Genomic DNA, 18,336 nt, shown 5'->3' with positions numbered 1-18,336 from the left:
ACGGAACTGAGGAAAATCGATGTCTAGCGAACTCTATAGAGCTGCCTATTCGGTACTGCTGCCCGCATTCGGGGATCTAAATCTGGACGACAACATCCGTCGTTATCTGAGCCGAGGTGGCGTTTCCCTTTTGCTCGGGGAGACGCGAGACGAGTACGTGGGCAGAGCCATGAGCGAGGCGCGAAAGGGCGTTGAAACCCAGGCAGACTTCGTCAACATCGCGCGGCAAGCGGCTGCTTTGGCGGGTGCGCCAGTGCTGATTGCAGTGGATCAGGAACTCGGCGGCATCGAACGCCTTCATCAACTGGTCCCTGCAATCGCGTCGCGAGAGCAACTCAAGGAATTGAGTTCGCAGGATATCGAACATAGATGCTTCGAGATGGCCAAAGTGGCGCGAAGCCTGGGCGTTAATCTTTTTCTGGCGCCGATTGTCGACGTGGTGACCGGCGCCAACCCCTGGCTACTCAATCGACACCTGGGCGCCGAGCCGGTTGAGGTCAGCCGGGTTTCCTGTGCTTTTATCCGCGGGGTTCAACGGGCCGGCGTGATTGCAACGGCCAAACACTTTCCTGGCCATTACATCACTGAAGAGGACCCGGCGGTTGCCGAAGCCACGGTTCCCGGGCCACTGGAATTGCTGCATGACAACCTTGAGGTCTTCAAGGAGGTCATTGCCACCGGTGTCAAAGCGGTGATGCCGGGGCCAGCGGTTTTTCCGGCGATCGACCCTGAGCATTCAGCGTCCACCTCGTCAAAAGTGATCGGCATTCTGCGTGACACCCTTGGCTTCGATGGCTTGATCATTTCCGATGACCTGGATGCGGTGTCCATTCTCCGCGCAAATTCCATCACAGACACGGCGGTCGCTTCACTGAAAGCAGGAGCGCATCTATTGCTGGTATCCAGTGAGTCTGGCCTCGATGCCATCGCCGACGCCATTGTTGCGGCTGTCCATGAAGGTGTACTGGACCGTCAAATTCTGTTGAACGCCTCGTTCAAGGTGCGTGAGTTGGCCAATGCGACGCATGATCAGAACGCTTCAAAGCAGGACTGACCATGAGCTCAAATGAAAGCAAGGCATTCAGCGTCCTGTTTCCGGTTTTGCTCGATCTGCACATGAGTGATGACGTGCGCAGGTTTCTCGACGGAGGCGGGCGCAGCCTGCTCTTTGGCGAGACGGCGCCGGAGTACGCCAGCGGAAAAATGAGTGCCAGCCGTTTGGAATCGGAAACCCTGGAACAGTGGCAACGATTCACTGGCACAGCAAAAAAAATGGCCGGACCGCTGATACTGGCGGCCGACGCCGACATCTCCGCCGTTCACCGTTTACAAGGCGTGGCGCCGGCACTTCCTGAACCGGATCTGGCCAGGAGCATGACGCTCGCCGAACTTGAAGAGGCCTGTTTCGACGTGGCGACGGCCGTGCGAAGCGCAGGGGTGAATCTGCTGTTGTCGCCGACCGCCGATGTCATGGGCGGAACCAATGTCTGGTTGCAGGGACGCACGCTGTCTGATGATCTGGACCAGGCGGCAGCCATGGTCGGGGCGTATGTCCGTGGTGTGCGGCGGGCCGGGGTGGCGAGTACCTTGAAGCATTTTCCGGGGCATCCGGTGTTGCTGTGTCAACCGGCGACCGAAATAGCGGTAGTGACCGAGTCGCTGGATCAGCTGCGTGCGTACTGGTCAACCTTCCAGGCCGGAGTGGATGCCGGAGCGGACGCCGTAATGATGGGGCCGGCGATTTTCGCTGCGTGTGAGCCACCGATGGCGGCCTCCGTATCTCCTGAGCTGATCGGGGTACTGCGGCGTGACCTGGGGTTCAAGGGTTTGGTCATGACCATTGACCTGGACCACCGCTCCATCATCGGCACGTCAACGTTCGGCGACGTGGCGGTAGCGGCGCTGAATGCAGGGGCCGATCTGCTGCTGATATCGGCAAAGGCCATGCCCGAGGTCGCGCAGATTGCTCGTGCGATTGTCGCAGCCGTCGCTCGCGGGGCCTTGCCTCAGGAGCGACTGGACGCAGCTGCCTTGGCAGTCTCGACTTTGGCCAACCGACTTATAGACGCTTGAGACGTCGGGCCATCGGCACCTGACGCAGTGATTGCGTCAGGTTGCGCCGTATTTTCCGTGACTGCGAAATCTCTACCTGAATCCGATCGCTCTACAATGAATGACAACGGTAGGAGCGTCATATGCAAACCCAAAACTATATCCTGGCCCTGCATTCCACAGTTGCAAAGCACTCGACCCTGGCGATGGACATCGACATCGCAAAGACCGTGGGTTTCGATGCGCTGGAGATCAACAGCGCAAAACTGGAAGCCTGGCTGCAGGCTGGTTATTCCGAGCCGGAACTCAAAAATCTGCTCAAGGATGTGCCTGTCACGGGCATTGGTTACCTGCGAGATATTGAGCGCCAAGGTGCCGAACGCGATGTGTTGCTGAAAGAGGCCGAGCGACTGTTCCAATTGGCCAACCTGGCCGGCGCAAAAGGTGTTCAGGTGCTCACCGGGCCAATCAATGTTCAGGCCGTGATCGATTTTCAGAAGCACGGCAAGAGTGCGTGTTACTCGGGATTACTGGGGTTTGATGAAGAGACTCAGTATGACCTGACCGCAAAAAACCTTGCCTTGCTGGCCGACCTGGCGAAGCAATATGACGTTCTTCTTTATCTTGAGGCCCTGTCCTGGACCCCCCTGAACAGCCTGGACAATCAACTTCAGCTTATTGATCGCGCCGAGCGCGATAACGTCAAGATGGTCATCGATTACTGGCATTGCTTTACCTCCGGCGTGAAGCCGCAAGACATTGCCAGAATGAACAAAGACCTGATCTATGGCGTGCATGTTTGTGACTCGCTGCCGTTTGAAGGGGGTATCCCGAACGAAGAAATCCTCAGGGATGTTCCGACGGGAAGTGGGGTCCTGGACCTCGCCGAGTGGACGGCCGCGGTGAAGGCTACCGGATACGAGGGCTGGTGGAGTTGCGAGTTGTTTTGCAAGAAACAGCAACAGGAAAACAGCTACGAAGTCGCCCAAGAGTTGAAGTCGCTATTGACCCGGCTTGTGGGTCAATAAACAGCTCTGTTCAACAAGAACCAAAAATACTTTCAAGTTTGATTTCGGCCTGCTCGTCATTGGGCAGGGGGCAAGTCAACGCTTGCCGCCAACTATTGGCTGCCACCACTCCCGGCAGCCTTGTTCTCAATACTAAAAAGATCTGAGGTCGTAATGGTGGATTTCATCGTAATCGGAGGCGGATCGACAGGCTGCACCGTGGCTTCGAGACTGAGCGAAGACGCTTCTGCATCCGTCGTCCTTTTCGAAGAGGGGCCTCGCGATCGCAACCCCTATATCCATATTCCGGGCGCCTACTACAAAACGGCGCAAGGCCCGCTGCTTAAACGCTATGCATGGGAGCCTACCGAAGATCAACGCCGGACCGAGACGCCAACGATGGTCCAGGCCAGCGTGCTGGGTGGTGGCAGTTCGGTCAATGCGATGATTTATATCCGTGGGGTCCCGGCCGACTACGATGGTTGGGCCGAGCAGGGAGCGTCCGGCTGGTCTTACAAAGACGTACTGCCTTACTTCAAAAAGGCCGAAGACAACGAGCGCTTCTGCAACGAAGCCCATGGCGTTGGCGGGCCGTTGGGTGTTTCTGATCCGATCAATGTCCACCCGCTGACCAAAGTGTGGCTTCGCGCATGCCAGCAATACGGCTTGCCGTACAACGAAGATTTCAACTCGGGCAAGCCTGAAGGCTGCGGGCTTTATCAAATCACTGCCAAAAACGGCTTTCGCAGCAGCGCGGCCGTGGCCTACCTGACAAATGCCAAATCGCGCAAGAACCTGACAGTGAAGACGGGGTGTCGCGTCATCCGTATCTTGACGCAAGGCAGCAAAGCCATTGGTGTTGAATACATCGAAAAGGGCGTGCGTCACGTGATGCACGCCGACAAGGAAATCATTTTATCGTCCGGCGCCATCAACTCACCGCGATTGTTGATGTTGTCCGGCATTGGTCCGGCCGCGCAGCTGGATAAGCATGGCATTAAAGTGGTCAAGGATTTGCGCGGTGTCGGCCAGAATCTTCAGGACCATATTGAAGTGTCGCTGGTGTATGAACTGACGGGACCGCACAGCTACGACAAGTACAAAAAGCCCCTTTGGAAAATGATGGCCGGTTTGCAATACGCGTTGTTCAGACAAGGCCCGGCGGCGTCAAACCTCATTGAAGGCGGGGCCTTCTGGTGGGGCGACAAGGCGGCCGCCAATCCGGATATCCAGTACTTCATGGTCGTGGGAGCAGGCATTGAAGAGGGCGTTGACTCTGTTCCTGGGGGCAATGGATGTACGCTGAACCTGGGGCAGATACGTCCAAGGTCCAGAGGCTATGTCGAACTATATTCAGCCGACCCGATGTCACCTCCGCGGATCGTGCCCAACTACTTCTCGGACCCTTACGACATTGAAAGCCTGGTGGATGGTTGCCTGGTGGGTGAGCAAATCATGTCTCAGGCCGCCTTCAAGCCGTTCATTGCAAGGCGTCATGTGCCGGACGGGGCGGTCAGGTCACGGGAAGAGATGAAAAAATTCTGTCACGAAGTGGCGCATGCCGCGCTGCACCCCTCCGGCACTTGCCGCATGGGTGTGGATGAACTGTCGGTCGTGGGCCCGGATCTCAAGGTACATGGATTGGAAGGTTTGCGCGTTGCCGACGCATCGGTCATGCCTACGCTGATTTCAGGAAACCCTAACTCGGTGTGCATCATGATTGGCGAAAAGGCCGCGGACATGATCAGAAACGGGAACTGAGTCGGCACACTAGAACGCGTGGCAGTAACGGGGCAACCTTTGACCGCTGCGCTTTTTTTGTTCGTGTCTAGCTGCCCACTAACCACCACGAGAACGAAATGCTCAACGCGAAAAGCAAAATCCCGCCGCATATTGTCGCTTGGAGTTCGAGGGACGATGTCTTTGCAGCGCGAGGTTTCTCCAGCAAATCAACAGGGTGTACACGAACTCTGGTCAGTTGAGCTGTTGCATAAAATAAGCTGTGCATGGCGTGTACCCTTGGGTCGTTTTTGCTCAATCAGAGTTAAAAATACCCCCCGATTTCTGCGAAGCAAGCTCTATGCCATTCAGTCTGCGCCGAATGCCCCACCATCAGCAGATTGTGGGGTGCCGTAAAGGGCTGCAATCGACCCCAATATAGATAGTCCGTCCCGCCTTCACCGATACTGGTAACGGTTGGCAGGTAGCTGCTAGCTACTGCACGGTTCTTAGGGGGTTGGACGCGGGTAACCGCGTCTGACTACCCGACAACCAGATCAGGCCGTGGGCGCTTGGACGTTCGAACTGGTTGTTTGCCGGGTCGCTTCGTAGCGGCAAACGGGCCGCGGCGATTATGAGTTTGATCCAGTCGGCGCGCATGAATGGGCACGATACGTATGCCTATATCAAAGATGAGCTGATGCGCTTGCCGACGCAGCGGGCGAGTGAGATCGACCAACTGCTGCCGCATCAGTGGGTATCTGCCTGAGTCATGCAAGGTGACTTCGGCAGACGGTTACCTTTTTTACGCTGTCTATCTTGATATATAACATGCACGCGGTGGCGGGCGGCTAGACTCCATCCGAGGGCGGCTAGAGCGCCGGTCGAACAATGTTGGATCACAGAGATTATCGTGATGAAGTTATGCTTTGTCGTAATGGGGTATGGCAAGAAAACCGAATACGAAACCGGCCGTACACTTGATCTCAACGCAACGTACGAGACGATCATCGAACCCGCCGTCACCAGCCGAGGCCTGCGCTGCGTCAGGGCGGACGAGGTCATGCAGTCGGGCCTCATCGACGTTCAGATGTACGACATGCTGCTCAGAGCCGACCTAGTCATCGCTGACATCTCTACCGGCAATGTCAATGCCGTGTACGAACTGGGTGTACGTCACGCGCTAAGGCCCAATTCAACCATTGTCATGAGTGAGGACAAGGGCAAGCTGTATTTTGATCTCAATCACATCAGCACCTTCCGGTACGCCCATTTTGGTGAAGACATCCTGGCTCGGGAGGCCAAGCGTGCGGTGCAAGACCTCGGAGAGCTTATCGAGGCGGTCATGGCTGCGCAGGCCGTCGATAGTCCTGTTTACACCTTTCTTCCCAAATTGCAGCGCCCGCGGATGACGGATGAAAAGTTTGAAGAGCTGATCGAGGAAGCTGAGGCGGCCCAGCAAAAGCTTTCTTATCACATGCGCGAAGGCGAGCGATTAATGGGGCAAAGCAAGCACCATCTGGCGAGCATTGAATTTGCCGCGGCGCGTGACATGAAGCCGGGTGAGCCGGACATTCTGCAGAAATTGGCGCTCAGTACGTACAAAGCGGGGGTTCCTAGCAAAATTGCAGCGTTACGAGCTGGCATGGAAGTCTTGCAGCCCCTGAATCCGGAAAACTCGAACGACCCTGAAACAGTCGGCATTGCAGGCGCGATCGCCAAGCGAATCTGGCTGCTTGAGCAGGACAGGGCTTCACTTGATGCCGCCATTGCGTTTTATCGTCGAGGTTTTGAGGTCAAGCGTGACTACTACAATGGCGAAAATCTTGCCTTGTGCTTCGAGTTTCGAGCTCAAATTCAGACGGTAGAAACCGAGAAGGTGTTCGACTTTATGTGCGCACGAAAAATCAGGGAGGCCATCGTGAGAATCTTGCTACCTGCGCTGGAGTCTCCCGATTTTATCGAGCGTAGGGACAAGCGCTGGGTGTATGCGACGCTCGCTAACTGTTATTTCGCCACTGACGATGCGGTGCAAGGCAACGCATTCGAGCTGCAATTCAGGGGCGCCGCTTCCGCGGCCTGGGAAATCGAAACCTATGAAACGGGAAAAAACGATTTGCTGGCGATCGAACCTGCTCGAAACGCTGCACTAGCACCCGCACAAGAACACGTTTAACGGCGTTGTCAGCGCACCGATCTTTAACGCGACCAAATCAGGAGCAGATTGATGGGGTTACCAAGAACATTTGTGGGGTTTAGCAGCACCGATCGCCATTGCTATGAACTGATGGGGGCGTGGAAAAAAAATAGCCGCTTCGATTTTAATTTCGCAGACTGCCAGCTGAACATGGCCATCAACTCGGAAGACGAAGACTATATCAAGCGCAAATGCCGAGAAAGAATTGACATGGCAGGCACCTTTGCTCTGTTGATTGGCAAGGATACTCGATCAAAGCATAAATACGTGCGTTGGGAGATACAGGTTGCGATCGAAAAAGGCTGTCACCTCATTGGTATCAACCTTGATGGAAGCCGCAGTCTGAATCCTGATCTTTGCCCTGCAGTGATGCAAGGCGTCGGGGCGGTGTTCGTTCCCTATTCGCCAGCCATCATCGCTCACGCCCTGGCCAATCCAACGAACAGCGAACGCGGTGACTACTCGTATTCGCAGGCCATCTACAAAGCGTTGGGCTACTAGGGGGGGCATCAGTTCGGCCAAGCTGTCAGCGTTTCACTCGCTCCCTGCACCTGAGAGTGCGTTAATTCGAGAGCATGTGGATGGAAGTGCGCAAGAAGAACCAGGAGGCAGGGCGCTGTAAACGCTGCTTTAGGGCAGGGCGCCATCCATTCAGCGTTAAACGCCTTGCGCGGAGGGTCATTACTTCAATTCACCTGAGAGATCTGACCAGGGAACGGTTTTGATCTTGTGCTCAGAAATCCAGGCAGGCGCGGTTCCTTGCAACTGCTTGCCGGAATGCACGGCGATGACTTTTTTGCCGAGCTCCAGACTTTTTTCAACCTCCCATTTCACCCATTTACTTTGGGCGGTGTCCTTTGAAACAAACACGACCGTGATGGAGGCGCGATTGATGCGCTCAGTAATCTTGCGCTTGATGTATTCCGCCTGCTCACTGTCGTAAGGCTCGCGCACTGAGTGATCATTGAACTCAATATCGTTGTTGTCATTTTTTGCTTGCCCGCGCAGGAGGTTTACCTCATTCATATCTTCCGTGGCAAAGCTGATGAAAACGTTGCGCTTACCCTCGTTCAGCGCAGCCTTGGCTTTCTGTTCTAGAGCCTTTACATCCCCAAGCCTGCTCCATCCACCCGTGCTGCTACCGCCCATTGCTAGTTTCCTCGAATTTGAATTCGTTGCAGGCAATGCAATTGCCGCATGGCTGCTCTTCACCCAAGTGACAGGAGTAAGTCCGGTCGATGCCTTTTTGAGTGGCCAGTGCCACGACGTCAGGCTTTGTAAAGGAGGAGAGCGGGGCGAGCACCTTGATGGTTCGGCCCATGCACAGCGTTATCATGGCCTCTGCTTCAGCTAGAAAGCGAGAGGTCTGGTCAGGAAACAGGCTGGTGCTTTCGTGAAGCAGTCCGATAGAGATTGCATCTGCGTTTTTTTGGTGGGCGTATGCAGCAGCTGTTAGCAAGAACAGCATGTTTCGACCGGGTGTGAAGGCGTCGTCAATGATATGCAGACTAGGATCCGTGAGGCCTGAGCGTATCAGACTGCCGTAGCCGCCTAGGTCAGCAACTTCAGGTTCAGGCAAATTCAGCGTTTGCATGGCGAGCTTGCAAGCCGCCAGCTCTCGATTGAGCGCACGCTGCCCATAGTTCACAAACAAAGGGAAAATCTGCAACCCTTGCTCTTTGGCCAGCAGAGCAACCAAAGTGGAATCCAGTCCTCCGGAAACGAGTGTTACGATGCTCATCCTAAAATAGCCTCCTGCTTTTGATTGGCGACGCGCATGACGATCCATATCGCCCAATCCAGCAAACCGACAGGGCAATCCAATTCTTGTGCGTGTTCGCGAAGCTTGTTTTCGTGCCTACCGTACTGACTCAATCCGGAAATGGATGCTTGAGTACCTGAGTAAATGCCTTGGGCCGTCATATAATTGAGAACATGACGATCCAGGATCGCCAAGTCATAGGTTACCCCGCAATTGCGCAAAAACATGCTGGCTTGCTTGGGGCCCATGCCGGACGCATGAGCGACTAACCACTCGCGAACGTCATTGACATCACCGCTGATCAAGGCCTTGAGTGATCCGCCTGCGTTGGTCACGGCCACCCAGGTTGAAGCCAGGTGACGGGCTTTTGCTCGAGGAAACCTGTAGCTGCGCTTTCGGCCTTCAACCTCAAGCGGCGTACTTAACAGGACGAACAATTGCTCCGTTAGACACTCTGAGCTATGTGAATCACTGCGCAAATAGCCATGCTCATCAATGGCATCAGCGGCAGCCATGGCCAAGGAATAAGGGACCTGACTGCTCAGAATGCAACAGGAGAGCTCCCACCACAGATGTCGCTCATCGGATATCACGCCGGTCTCAATGCGAGTGCGTATGTCTGGACAGACGGCAGCTACGGCCCTGGATAGTGCTTCGGCGCTGTAAGCGGTCATAGGAATATCCCTGGGAATAGCTTTCGAAGCTCGACACTCTTTAAGCCGGTCACGCCCAATGCGAAGGATTCTGTGTCACCCGTCGAGTACATTTCGCGCATCAGCCGATTAAATTCCCCATAATACTCTAGATTGTGGAAAGCGACCTTGCCCGCATACCCAATGTCTTCGTCGGCATCCACCACATCCATCAGGTCGGTCCTGAGTCTTTTCGCTCTAAAAAAATCAAAGTGCTGGAAATGATGGAGTCGCTCGGAGCTGGGGTCCACAGCAAACCGGCACCATTCAAGCCCATCAAAGGTGTCGGCTCCCGCCGCGGCCAGCACCGCGATGCTCCAAGGGTTGCCGGTACCGAGCAAATGGATGGACTGATAGTAAGGCAGCTTGTCCAGCTCGTCCCTGATCTGTCTGACCGTCAATGCGCGTTGTGCAAGCCCAGCACCCAGCTCCCGCTCCGGTATGGCAATGATCGGTGGCCGCAGCTGTTCCGAGATTGCTCTAACGATGCGCGGAAGCCGAGCAAGGCCCGCTTCATTTTGTTTGATATGAATGATCGGAAGCATGGGCGCAGAAGTGTGTTTTGCATCACGTTCAACCGCCCTGACAACCTGCCTGACGGCTACGTCGAATTTGTCGCTGGGCTTCATGTTGTCAAAGCAGAATGCCCAGTCGTGGGGGGTGTTGAGCAACACTTTTTTCAGGTGGGCTGGTTTCCATCGCGTGTCGTTCAACCGGTGCGCTTCGTAGTTTCCCGAATCGATCAGCACAAACCCGCCGTTGTCCCGATATGTCTGTATTTCTTCAACCATGGCATCCCTTGACTGCGAATGAATCAAGTCATACGCCGATACCAAAATAGAGGAGGTTGCGTGGATTCTTAGCGCGGACAATGCGTCCACTGGGTCAAATTGTGTTTCATGAGACGAGACAGACATGAAGACATTCGGTAATGCCAGCGCGCCGCCGGCTGTGGCAGCCAGTCGAGCAGGTTTGGCGCGAGGAGCCACGACGAGCCCTATTTTTTTCTGAAGAAGCTGAAAAGTCGGATGATCGATTGCACCTGGCCATGAGCGAAAGTCGACGCTGCTGAGGTGCCCATACGGGTAGGGTGGGTCGCTGTCGTCCAGAAGGAGGGGGATAATTTTCTTCTGATATTTTTCCGCCAGGCTCAGCTCCCCGGTAACAGCCGGCTTGCTCGCAAAAGACGAATAAAGGGCGACCACGCATTTGGCTTGCTGAATACTTTCTTTGATTGCAACGTTGAAGTCGCCAACAATGAAGTCGTCGAGCCATACGCTCCAGGAGGCAGACAAGTAATCACGAACCTTCAGCGCTGTCGCACGGTTTTCTTTGGCATAAATGATATAGACGTCTGCCATGAATCAATCTGGCCTCAGCTGATTACATTCCGTTGCACGACCCGCAGGTGATGCCAATTATTGTTGTATTCTTCGAGCCTGAGTTTCACCAGCGGCCCATGCAGTAAGGTACATGGCAGTGGTGAAATCCTCGGTAGTCCATGTCGCGCAGGCAAGCACCATTTCCGCGGTGGCCCTCTCATTGAGAACGACAACAGGGACTGCGCTGTCCTTGTCCTTGGCAATTCGAGCCAACGCTTGTGCTGGCAACCCATCACTGATCACCAGGGTTGCATCAACATTCCACCCAGTGACTGTCGCATCCAGCTGCGGACACAGTACGTCTACCCCCAATTCGCGTAATGCAAACCTGGCTTCTTCCATCGTGTATCGTTGCCCCAATGACATGATGCTCCCTTCGAGCCGGATCACGCCGCCGCCCCCGGATGATACCGGTTCACGTAATTGCAGCGAGGGCTCATCAAAGTTGAATTCACGAGTATCGCAATAGGCAGAAACGAATCGCGACGCCAGATCAGCAGCTTCGCTGGGTGGCATTTGTTTTTCGGCCCAATAAACGGCAAATACGGCACTGAATATGTCGCCGGTTCCAATTTTGAAAACCTTACGGGAACGGTAAGCAGGCACATGCGTTACCTTGCCGGTTGCTTCGTAAACTGAAGCCCCCCGAGTTCCGCGTTTGACAACAACAACCGCGGCTTTCTCTTTTTTCAAAATATGCTGCGCTGCAGAGGCCAAGTTGTCCAGCTCAGAAATACTACGCAATTCCAACTCATTCATCACCAAGGCGAGTTCCTTGGTCGTCGATCCGTTTGCCCAGAACGACGGTGGATTACGCCAGGTTTGTGGGTCATACACGGCCCGATTGGCCTCGACAACCGCATCGCCTTCAAGAAAGCCGAAGCGCAGTACTGCCTCACCTGCGGCCTTGATTAAGGCATCGCCCTCTATGGCGCCTCGCGGTGGTTCAATGTATGGCGCAGACAAGGGATGAAAATACGCAAAAACAATCGGCGAGGCTCGATTGGTGGTATGAACAGCTATTCCCTTGGTTTGAATCGCAAGGACTGCATGATGATCTACTGACGATGCAAAGGTAGACAGCTCTACATTCGGCAACAATGCCGCGGCGGCCAACGCTGCTCGGCCTCCAGAGCCCATTGTGGCATCCCAGGAAGGTATATCGCACAGCTCTCGATAAAGACCACCAACGACATGCATTCCCTGTCTCCGATTTATTTGTGCACGCCCCAAGAGCGTGACTGGCCTGACGATGAATGCTCATTACACCGTCGTGGGCACCCTTGTTCTAAGAGATATAACATCTGTATCCAATACCCTGATGGTTAATCGACAACATGCCAGCTTCAATCTGGGTACTGAGGACGTGCGTCGTTTTCATGGAAGATGTGAAGGCGTAGGACGCAAGCCCGAACGGGACGCGATTGGCTTCCTTGACAGCATCCTCCAGCGTGTCAAACGGCACTATCAGTGCCACAGGGCCGAAGGGCTCTTCGTTCATGATGCGCATCTGCGGCGTGAGTTCACTGAGTACAGTGGGCGAAAAAAAGTAGCCAGGGCCGCCAGGAGTTTCGTCTCCGAGGTGAAGCCTGGCCCCACTGTTACAGGCATCCTTGACCAAGGCCGACAGAGCCGGCGCGCGGCGTGCGTTTGCCAAAGGCCCCATGGTCACACCCTGTTCGAGCCCGTTGCCGACTTTCACCTTGCGAGTCAGGGCGACAAACTTCTCGATATGGTTGCACGCTTCATATGCTGTCCGGCCAACGCGGCCAATTGCTTACCCACGGGTGTGGAGCCGGTGAACGTGACTTTCTTGATGATCGGATGGGCAATCAAGTAGCTGGATATCTGTGCAGGATCACCAAACACCAGGCTGATCACATCGGTGGGTACGCCAGCGTCGATAAACGCTTGCACCAATTCTGCAGGCGAAGCGGGTGTTTCTTCCGGGGCCTTGACGATGATGGAGCATCCCGCGGCCAGTGCAGAAGAGAGCTTGCGAACCACTTGGTTGATCGGAAAATTCCAGGGCGTGAACGCCGCTACGGGCCCCACCGGTTCTTTGATGACTTTTTGCTCGACCGACTTGTTTCTCGAGGGCACCAGTCGGCCGTAAGCTCGACGACCTTCTTCGGCTAGCCAATCAATGATGTCTGCAGCAGACATCGTTTCCATGCGCGCTTCAGCCAGAGGTTTGCCCTGTTCCTGAGTCATGTTGCGAGCAATGCGATCAGCGCACTCGCGCAACAGGTTGGCTGCGGTGCGCATGATTTTGTACCGCTCGTAAGCCGGTACATTTCGCCAGGTTGCAAAGCCGCGGTCTGCAGCGTCCAGCGCTTGATCCAGATCGGCAATGCTGGCACACGCAACGGTACCCAGCGTTTCGCCCGTGGCAGGGTTGATCACAGGGAGGGTGTGACCGTCTTCACCGGCTCGCCATTGTCCATCGATGTACAGTGAACGTCTGGATACATAAGAAACTCCAAATGCGCCTGAATGGGCGAAGGAATGAAAAAGATCAACACGAAATCTACGGGTATATACCCATATTGGTCAATCACATTATGGGATGTCAGATGACCTGGATCGCAGCCATCGTGGTATCACGCTGATCGCCGCCGCATGTAATTCGGCGTTCCCAACGAAGGACAGCTCAACACTGTTTTTCGTAGCGCCTGGCGAGAACTCTGTACCCTGCTTATTCTTCCAGTGTCCTATCAAGCGATCGCACTGTCATTTGCTTCGGTGAGTGATAAATCGAGCGCTTAATCAGACAGTTGGCCCAATGTGACTGATAGCCCCCAATCCGGCTTCGCCATATTTTTCCGGCTCCATCATTCGTATTGCGGATGTACCGATTTATCTTGCGCAACGTGGCTGTGAAACTAATGGTTCAGGGCGAAGCAAGGGCGCGAGCGATTTTTCTGCAAGCCTTACCAGACCTGGGCATCCAAACAAGCAGGAGCGGAGAGAATGGAGGTATTGCGCGCCCTGGCGGCGCTGTGGGTCGTGCTCGGCATCGTGGGTTTTTGGATCTACAAATCTCGATACATGCTGGCGCTCACACCGTTCTTTGCACCTCTCATTGTCTGCGTGCTCCACCTGTACTGCGCGTATTGGATCTATTTTAAAAGCACGAGCTTTGGGGAGCCTTTCCTCGCTCTCGCGTTGGCCCAATTCGCGAGCAGGCCCGCACACTCCGTACTGAACCGTATAGATCTGGCTGCCGTGCAAATCCATCGGGATATGGTAGCGCACAAGATCTTTGATTCCGGGCTAACCGCCCCATTTGCGCTTTATCTAAGGCCCTTTTCGACGACGGATCGTTTCAGCTTTTATGGTTTGTCCACAAAATGGGGTGGTGTTGATCTGGAAAGCTTGATTGCTTACGCCTGCAAACCCTGGGGCTTACTCCTTGGACTTGGACGTGAAGGCGACGCCGTTGGGGCGGGTAAGCTGTACAGCTCTGACGAAGAGTGGGAGAAGAAATTTGCTCAGCTGTCTGACAAGGCCAGCGCCATTGTCGTCGTGCCCGGGGTGGGTAGAGGATCTTTGTTTGAAATCGAATGGATCATCCAACATGGTTTGCTCGACAAGACCACATTTTTGATGCCCCCCAGCACCTTGCTTCGTATGCCTGGGAGATCGCGTTGGGCATCCTCATCAAACCAGGAGCTGCTCGAGCAAAACGACGCTTTGAACTGGGTTAACGTCAGCGTGCACCTCAAGCCGTTGGGAATACTGCTTCCACCCTATGACCCAGAAGGCGCGGTCATTCAATTCTACGGCAGCAAGGGGCATTTTTCGCAACAGACACTCGGGCGCGATGTGCCTTCGATCAAGCAGGTGCTCCGAGATCGGGTATCTCAACCCGACGGGAGGCAGAGACACGCATGACCTGCCCAAGCGGAATCAACCAGGTCGCCATTGCGGTTCGATGGTTACATTTTTTCCAATGAAAAAAGCGATCATCTATTCTGATAACGCATTGTGCTTCGCTTGCACAGGAGGGTTTATGGATGCAAAGGCTGCGGTTGAAGGTATCCGATCTCAAGGCCAAACGCGCGTGGTCACGTTTTTAGGCTTCTCGGGTGCAGGATACGAAAATACGGACCAAGTGCGAAAAACGCTCCTGTCCGAGCTTGAAAAATTCGATCCATTGGACACCATCGTGTGCGCCGGTGCTACCGCCGAGGGCATCGGCATGGTTTATCAGCTTGCCGCGATGAAGGGCTTTCGAACGGTAGGAATCGTTTCATCCGTCGCGCGCGAAGAGGGGGTGAAATTTTCACCTGAATGCGAGCGTGTCTTTGTGGTGGATGATGACTCGTGGGGCGGTAAACGAGTTGACGGACGTCTGTCCCCCACATCACAGGCAATGGTCAACGCAAGCGATGTGATGGTAGGGATTGGCGGAGGCAGCATCGCCAGGGACGAGCTTGAAGCGGGACGTAAGGATGGCAAGACTGTTCGTTTCTACAAGGCAGACATGGATCATGCACGAGCAGAGCTGAAGGCTGTTAAAGCGGACAGGCCGGCCCCCCGGGATTTTGGTGGCGCTGCCCAGGCGTTGTTTCTGGATTGATGCAAGGAGTAAAGGTGATGAGAAAATACGCTGTCGTCTTTGTGCATGGGCTTGCGAAGAAACCCCCAGAGGAAAAGCTCAAAGAGATCTGGCTCTGGGGGCTGGAACGCTCTGATACACCGCCGCCGTTCGATGGTAAAAATCCAGGTATCGACCTTGAAGTTCAAGGTGTGGAGCGTTATTTCAATTACTACGCGGACGTTTTCTACGGCGACAGCTACGAAACAGAATTTGATTCCTATTACGAATCCGAAAGCGACGCTGTTGTCCAGGAACAAAATTTCGAGCAGGTCGCCGGTGAGCTTGCAATTCCGGTACCTGCCAACGCCGAAGAAGCAAAATTCCTCGCTGAGCTTGAGCGCAAGATGCGAGAAGCACCTTCACCAGAAGATCCGCCGGGTCTCGAATCATTGCCAGCGGCACACGAGGCTGCACAATTTGAGATCGCGTCGTGGTTACCCAAGCGGGTGAAGGAGGCCGTAATCAAGAAGGCGGCCATGGAGGCTTATTACTACTTGTTCAAAAAAGAGTACGTGCGCCCCTCGGATGGTGTGAAATTCCAGGTACGCCAGGAGTTGCAGGATCGATTGATTGCCAAGATCAAACAAGCCAAGCAAGAAGCAGAGAAGGTCGTCCTGGTAACGCACAGCATGGGGACGATGATCGCGTACGATGTCATACGCAATCGCGAAGATTGCCCACCGGTTGAAGTCTTGTTCACGCTCGGATCGCCGCTTGGCATCACCGAGGTACAGGAACAACTTTCGGTGGATGTCACCAGACACGTCGATTTCCCACCAGAGCTCCCTCGCTGGATCAATGTCTATGACCCGCTTGATCCGGTTTGTGGCGCAGACCCCAGGATGAACGATTACGCTCCATATAAAGATCGCAAGGTGGAGGATGTGCGAGAAAGCAACTGGGGCAGCTGGCGCCATACCATTACGCACTATTTTGCCGGCAAACATTTTCGTGCGCTACTGGCGCAGGCACTCGAGCTGAAACTTAAATGATCACTCAAACCGAGCAACAATTAGCCCAGGCGCTGGTACGGGGTGAATACCCCGAGGCGTCTGTGCCACTGCTCGCCGGTGCGGTTCATCTGCTTGCAGATGAGCTCGCCCACGCTGGCAACCCGGTGCCGCATAAAGACATCCGTGAGGCCATGGACGTACTGCGTAAACACCGCCAATTCGAACATGTCCATGAGATAGGCAACGCTTGGCATGATACTCGAGGTTGCGACCCCATCATTCAACGATTGCTCGCGCAAGCAATGGTCGAACTCGGTGCGCTAGAGCGAGCCGACGAGCTTCTGGATGAAATGGATCAGATGCGCACTGCTTGTCCAAATGACCTGGAGTTCAAGGCGCAGGAAACCGATTTTTTTGCTTTGCGAGGCCGGATCCGAAAGCAACGCTTTGTGCTGACGAACGATATGAACCAGCTGGTAGCGTCGATCGACTGTTACGAAAAACAATGGCAAATAGCGCCAAGTTTCTTTTTGGGCGGTAACGTATTGGCGCTACGCGTACGCCTTCACGAACAGATTCCTCAGCCGATCCACGACTTGATCGATCTCGCGCATGATGTACTAAATCTGGCGACGACGACCGTTCGAAGTAAGCCCTCAGATCCATGGGCATTGGCGACTGCGTCCGAGGCAAATTTAGCGCTCCATCGACTTCAACCAGCAGCGGGATGGAACGAGTCGGCCGAGCTCTGGCTATACCGTTTTTTGTTCCACCCAAAATGCGGTCCGTTCGAAACGGAAAGCTACTCCCGTCAGTTGCGGGAAGTCTGGGGCGGGTCACCGCTCGAAGAATCGACATGCGAAGGGCGTCTCGCTCGGATCTTCGAACGCCACGTGCTGCACACGCAACGTCGTTGGTCCGCGGACGTTCACCATTTAAGGCGACTGCAGCAGAATCCCGAAGAACTGGAAAAAAATTTCTCCGGTGAAAAAGCATTCACTGTCGACGACATTCGCACGATGCTCACACTGATTCCGAATATTGGGTGTGTAACAAATAAAGAGGGCGTACGCCTGGGGACAGGCTTTCTGATTCAGGGCTCGTTTTTTGGAGTAGAAGGCCTGCTGTTCATTACGAATGCCCATGTGATCAGCGACACCGTACCAAAGGCCATTTTCTGCGCAGACGCACGGGTTACCTTTGAAGTGGAGGCCGACAGCGGAATGCCCCCTTGTCGCGTGCAGGAAGTACTATTCAGTTCAGAGCCTGGTCAACTCGGTAACGTGACCCAAGCGCCAGGCATGCTGGATGTAACGATCTGCCGCTTGGACCGAACACCAATCGGAGCACAAGGCCTTTGCGTAGCAGACAAAATTCCCTTGCCGTCTCCCAAAGTCAAAGCATTTGTCGTGGGCCACCCTCGGGCGGGGGAAATGCAATTTTCGCTGCAAGACAGCGTCCTGCTCGACGTTTGTGCGCACGATCGCCTCATGCACTACCGTACCCCCACTGACCCGGGCAGCTCCGGCAGCCCAGTGTTTAACAAGTACTGGGAGGTCATTGCTGTGCATCATGCCGGATCACAGACCTGTCCACGCCTTTCCGGAGAAGGGCTTTATGAAGCGAACGAAGGGATCACGCTGCATTCGATATTTAGCGGCTGGAGAGGAGTCCCGTACAAACACTGACTCGCAAGGGGAGGGCATGCGATAGGTAGGCACGGGGTGAAATTCAGTCCACTGATCAGCGGCGCTCATCTCGAAGGCCGCTGGAAATTCACCGCAATGACCCTTGACGGTTTGATTGCTTGCTCATGAGCGATTGCTGAAGTGTACTTCTTGAAACATGACGGACAAAAGCAAGCAATTGCATACCCTGGTCGATTGTCTAACCACCATGAACCAACAGCGGCTGGTTGATTGCTTTCCATTTTTCATTTTGGTGCGACGACTGCCAGGCGTCGCAG

At 54.6% G+C, this 18,336-nt stretch carries 15 protein-coding genes and 2 pseudogenes; 11 read left to right on the top strand and 6 right to left on the bottom strand.

All coding sequences use genetic code 11. The annotated features are described in order from the left end of the window. Positions 1-19 precede the first annotated feature (19 nt). The 7 genes and pseudogenes from PMI29_RS20425 (at position 20) to PMI29_RS20450 (ending at position 7,476) form a co-directional block, all read left to right on the top strand. Entirely contained in the window at positions 20-1,054 is a 1,035-nt protein-coding gene (locus PMI29_RS20425; RefSeq protein WP_007996146.1) for a glycoside hydrolase family 3 N-terminal domain-containing protein, read from the top strand. Between the two features lie 2 nt (positions 1,055-1,056). Then, a complete protein-coding gene (locus tag PMI29_RS20430; protein ID WP_007996145.1) occupies positions 1,057-2,073 on the top strand; it encodes a glycoside hydrolase family 3 N-terminal domain-containing protein in 1,017 nt (338 codons plus the stop codon). A 122-nt stretch (positions 2,074-2,195) separates the two neighbouring features. Further along, the gene (locus PMI29_RS20435; RefSeq protein ID WP_007996144.1) at positions 2,196-3,080 is read left to right on the top strand and encodes a sugar phosphate isomerase/epimerase family protein; all 885 of its coding nucleotides are present in this window, start codon (positions 2,196-2,198) and stop codon (positions 3,078-3,080) included. Between the two features lie 153 nt (positions 3,081-3,233). Continuing rightward, the gene (locus PMI29_RS20440) at positions 3,234-4,820 is read left to right on the top strand and encodes a GMC family oxidoreductase (protein WP_007996143.1); all 1,587 of its coding nucleotides are present in this window, start codon (positions 3,234-3,236) and stop codon (positions 4,818-4,820) included. A 505-nt stretch (positions 4,821-5,325) separates the two neighbouring features. Then, a pseudogene (locus PMI29_RS0129990) lies at positions 5,326-5,547 on the top strand (transposase domain-containing protein); the annotation flags it as partial. A gap of 147 nt (positions 5,548-5,694) precedes the next feature. Next, positions 5,695-6,954 carry a TRAFs-binding domain-containing protein gene (locus PMI29_RS20445; protein ID WP_007996142.1) on the top strand — a complete coding sequence of 420 codons (1,260 nt, stop codon included), beginning with the start codon at positions 5,695-5,697 and terminating at the stop codon, positions 6,952-6,954. A 51-nt stretch (positions 6,955-7,005) separates the two neighbouring features. Next, positions 7,006-7,476: a TIR domain-containing protein gene (locus PMI29_RS20450; protein WP_007996141.1), complete on the top strand. Its 471-nt coding sequence runs from the start codon at positions 7,006-7,008 to the stop codon at positions 7,474-7,476. 180 nt (positions 7,477-7,656) lie between these two features. On the opposite strand, the gene PMI29_RS20455 is transcribed toward PMI29_RS20450, so the two are convergent. The 6 genes and pseudogenes from PMI29_RS20455 to PMI29_RS0129985 all read right to left on the bottom strand — a co-directional run. Then, positions 7,657-8,124, bottom strand: coding sequence for a TIR domain-containing protein (locus tag PMI29_RS20455; protein ID WP_007996140.1), 468 nt, complete (start codon positions 8,122-8,124; stop codon positions 7,657-7,659). Continuing rightward, on the bottom strand, positions 8,114-8,716 hold the full coding sequence (locus PMI29_RS20460) for a 7-cyano-7-deazaguanine synthase (protein ID WP_007996139.1): 603 nt from the start codon (positions 8,714-8,716) through the stop codon (positions 8,114-8,116). Before PMI29_RS20460 ends, PMI29_RS20455 begins: the two co-directional genes overlap by 11 nt. Then, entirely contained in the window at positions 8,713-9,411 is a 699-nt protein-coding gene (locus PMI29_RS20465; RefSeq protein WP_007996138.1) for an 8-oxoguanine DNA glycosylase, read from the bottom strand. The genes PMI29_RS20460 and PMI29_RS20465 overlap by 4 nt, the downstream gene beginning before the upstream one ends. Beyond that, positions 9,408-10,790: a toll/interleukin-1 receptor domain-containing protein gene (locus PMI29_RS20470; RefSeq protein WP_007996137.1), complete on the bottom strand. Its 1,383-nt coding sequence runs from the start codon at positions 10,788-10,790 to the stop codon at positions 9,408-9,410. The genes PMI29_RS20465 and PMI29_RS20470 overlap by 4 nt, the downstream gene beginning before the upstream one ends. 57 nt (positions 10,791-10,847) lie before the next feature. Next, positions 10,848-12,011, bottom strand: a complete 1,164-nt coding sequence (locus PMI29_RS20475) for a carbohydrate kinase family protein (RefSeq protein WP_007996136.1) — start codon at positions 12,009-12,011, stop codon at positions 10,848-10,850. A 109-nt stretch (positions 12,012-12,120) separates the two neighbouring features. Continuing rightward, positions 12,121-13,285, bottom strand: a pseudogene (locus PMI29_RS0129985) (aldehyde dehydrogenase family protein); the annotation flags it as partial. A 499-nt stretch (positions 13,286-13,784) separates the two neighbouring features. Between PMI29_RS0129985 and PMI29_RS20480 the strand changes: the two are divergent. The 4 genes from PMI29_RS20480 to PMI29_RS20495 are packed head-to-tail and all read left to right on the top strand — an operon-like array spanning position 13,785 to position 18,058. After that, positions 13,785-14,708 carry a hypothetical protein gene (locus tag PMI29_RS20480; protein WP_007996132.1) on the top strand — a complete coding sequence of 308 codons (924 nt, stop codon included), beginning with the start codon at positions 13,785-13,787 and terminating at the stop codon, positions 14,706-14,708. Between the two features lie 58 nt (positions 14,709-14,766). After that, complete coding sequence (locus PMI29_RS20485; RefSeq protein ID WP_162130674.1) at positions 14,767-15,396, top strand: hypothetical protein; 630 nt, start codon at positions 14,767-14,769, stop codon at positions 15,394-15,396. Between the two features lie 17 nt (positions 15,397-15,413). Further along, a complete protein-coding gene (locus PMI29_RS20490; RefSeq protein ID WP_007996130.1) occupies positions 15,414-16,409 on the top strand; it encodes an esterase/lipase family protein in 996 nt (331 codons plus the stop codon). Continuing rightward, positions 16,406-18,058, top strand: a complete 1,653-nt coding sequence (locus tag PMI29_RS20495; RefSeq protein WP_007996128.1) for a serine protease — start codon at positions 16,406-16,408, stop codon at positions 18,056-18,058. The genes PMI29_RS20490 and PMI29_RS20495 overlap by 4 nt, the downstream gene beginning before the upstream one ends. Positions 18,059-18,336 lie beyond the last annotated feature (278 nt).

Origin of the sequence: Pseudomonas sp. GM49, from assembly GCF_000282355.1 — a bacterium.
GTDB lineage: Bacteria > Pseudomonadota > Gammaproteobacteria > Pseudomonadales > Pseudomonadaceae > Aquipseudomonas.
This window is presented reverse-complemented; position numbering and strand designations above follow the sequence as displayed.